We start from the raw sequence: 2,538 nt of genomic DNA on the forward strand, positions 1-2,538 counted from the left end.
CTGCGCCCGCGCCCGCGCCTGCACCTGCGCCCGCGCCTGCACCCGCCCGCAGCGCGCGCAGGTTCGCGCGCGCTGCGGCGCGCACGGCGGCGACGAGTTCCTGGGCGGAGTCGTTGAGGAAGCCCTTCAGCCCCAGCGTGGGCTTGGCGATGATGGAGACGGCGCCGGCGGCGAGCGCCTGCATGGTGGTCTCGGCGCCGCGCGAGGTGAGCGTGGAGCACACGATGACCGGGGTCGGGCGCTCGGCCATGAGCTGGCGCAGGAAGCTGATGCCGTCCATGCGCGGCATCTCCACGTCGAGCGTGATGACGTCGGGCCAGTCGCGGCGCATCTTCGCCATGGCGAAGATCGGGTCGGAGGCGGTGCCGACGACCTCGATGCCGGGCGCGGCGGAGAGGATCTCGCTCATCACCTGGCGCACCACGGCGGAGTCGTCGACGACGAGGACACGGATCGTGGCGTTCATGCGGCCTCGCTCGCGGATGCGGAGAGAACTTCGGGGTCGGCCTCGGCGCCGCCTTCGCCGTGCACGACCGCGGCCCCCGCCCCCGCCCCCGCCGCTGCCGGGGCGACGTGGCGCAGCCAGACCTCGCCGCTGCCGATGTCGAAGATCAGGTTGCGGTGGCCCTCGCCCTCGACGTGGGCGGCGCGCACACGAAAGCCGTGCGTGCGCAGCAGCGTGCGCGCGGCCTCGACGTTGCGCGTGCCGACGTCGAGCGCGGCGGGAGCGCCCGCGGCGTGGCGGGTGCGGAACATGCGCCCGCCGCCGAAGAGCTTGACCTGGTAGTCCTGCGCGCGGGTGTGGGCGGCGCGCAGCTCGCGCAGGAAGAGCTCGATCGCATCGCCGGCGTAGCGCCCGTCCAGGCCGTCGGCGCGGGCGCGCGCGCCGCGCTCGGGCAGCATGAAGTGGCACATGCCTCCGATGCGCAGGCGCGGGTGCCACATCGTGATCGACACGCAGGAGCCGAGCAGGGTGCGGATGCGCGTGTCGCGGTCGCCGAACCAGAACTCGCCGGGCTGCAGGAAGATCTCGATGGTGTTGCGCGCGGCCGGCCGCATGCTCACATCCGCCGGTAGATGGTCGGCCGCTCCTGGCGCAGGCCGAGGTCGAGCCCGTTGAGGCTCTCGGAGTGGCCGATGAACAGCCAGCCGCCCGGCCGCATCTGGCGCACGATGCGCTCGACGATGCGGCGCTTGGTGGGCAGGTCGAAGTAGATCAGCACGTTGCGCAGGAAGACGACGTCGAACTCGCCGACGCCGGCGAGGTTGCCGTTGAGATTGACCTGGGCAAAGCGTACCCGGCGGCGCAGCGCCTCGTCGACCTGCAGCGTGCCGTCGCGGCTGCCGACGCCGCGCAGGCAGTAGCGCCGCAGGTAGTCGGGCGGGATGCCGTCGATGCGGTTCATCGCATAGACGCCGCCGCGCGCCTTCTCCACCACCTCGCGGCTGATGTCCGAGCCGAAGATTTCCCAGGGTGCGTCGCCGCCGAGGCGGTCGGCGAGCACCATCGCCAGGCTGTAGGCCTCCTCGCCGGAGGAGCTCGCCGCGCTCCAGAAGCGCGGCGTGCGCGTGCGCCCGAGCGCGGGCAGCACGCTGTCGGCGAGGAAGTCGAAGTGCTTGGGCTCGCGGAAGAAGTAGGTCTCGTGGGTGGTGAGCAGGTCGACCATGCGCTCGAACTCGTCGCGCGCCCCGGCGCTCGACACCAGGCGGTGGTAGTCGCCGAAGCTGGCGAGCCCGAGCGCGCGCAGCCGCCGCGCCAGGCGGCCGCTGACCAGGCTGATCTTCTGCGGCGGCAGGTCGACGCCGGCGGCCTGGTGCATGAGCGCGCGAAACTGCTCGAACTCGGCCTGCGTGATGCTGATCTCGGACATGCGGGCCCTCCGGGACGACCGGCTCAGTGTTCGGCGGCGCCGGCGAGCGCGCCGATGCCGGCGAACTCGTCGATCGAGAACACCCGCCCGACCTCGAGCAGGATCACGAAGCGCCCGTCGCGGCGCGCCATGCCGGCGATGAAGTCAGTGCGGATGCGGGCGCCGAAGGATGGTGCCGGCTCGATGTCGGCGGCGGCGATGTCGATGACCTCGCTGACCCCGTCGACCATCACGCCGAGCGTCTGCGTGCCGGCGTCGGCGTTCACCTCGACGATGACGATGCAGCTGCGCCGCCCGCTGAGCAGGCGCTCGCGGCCGAAGCGCGCGGCGAGGTCGATCACCGGCACCACCGCGCCGCGCAGGTTGATCACCCCGCGCACGGTGGGCGGCGTCATCGGCACCTCGGTGATCTCGCCGACCTCGATGATCTCACGGATCTGCAGGATGTCGATCGCGAAGACCTCGCCGCCGAGCGTGAACACCAGGTACTGGCCGCCCGCCGCCGCGCCGGGGCGCAGGGCGGCGGCCGCGGTGGGGGCGACCGTCTGAAGACTGGATTGCGTCATGGCCGGCTCCGCTCAGAAGCGCACGTATTCCGGGTCCGCGGCGGCGGCCGCGAAGGCCGGCTGCGGGTTGCCCGGGCCGATGCGGCGCGGCTCGCGCGTGG

At 72.8% G+C, this 2,538-nt stretch carries 4 protein-coding genes; all 4 read right to left on the minus strand.

The window, feature by feature from the left end; translation table 11 throughout:
- Positions 1–466 (minus strand): response regulator (locus C667_RS22105; RefSeq protein WP_004385576.1); only part of this gene is annotated, 466 nt, incomplete at its 3' end.
- Entirely contained in the window at positions 463–1,059 is a 597-nt protein-coding gene (locus C667_RS22110) for a chemotaxis protein CheD (RefSeq protein ID WP_004385579.1), read from the minus strand. The genes C667_RS22110 and C667_RS22105, both read right to left, overlap by 4 nt.
- A 2-nt stretch (positions 1,060–1,061) precedes the next feature.
- The gene (locus C667_RS22115) at positions 1,062–1,871 is read right to left on the minus strand and encodes a CheR family methyltransferase (RefSeq protein WP_004385581.1); all 810 of its coding nucleotides are present in this window, start codon (positions 1,869–1,871) and stop codon (positions 1,062–1,064) included.
- A gap of 23 nt (positions 1,872–1,894) precedes the next feature.
- The gene (locus tag C667_RS22120) at positions 1,895–2,437 is read right to left on the minus strand and encodes a chemotaxis protein CheW (protein WP_004385582.1); all 543 of its coding nucleotides are present in this window, start codon (positions 2,435–2,437) and stop codon (positions 1,895–1,897) included.
- Between the last annotated feature and the right edge of the window lie 101 nt (positions 2,438–2,538).

This window comes from Thauera phenylacetica B4P (assembly GCF_000310225.1).
Taxonomy (GTDB): Bacteria; Pseudomonadota; Gammaproteobacteria; order Burkholderiales; family Rhodocyclaceae; genus Thauera; species Thauera phenylacetica.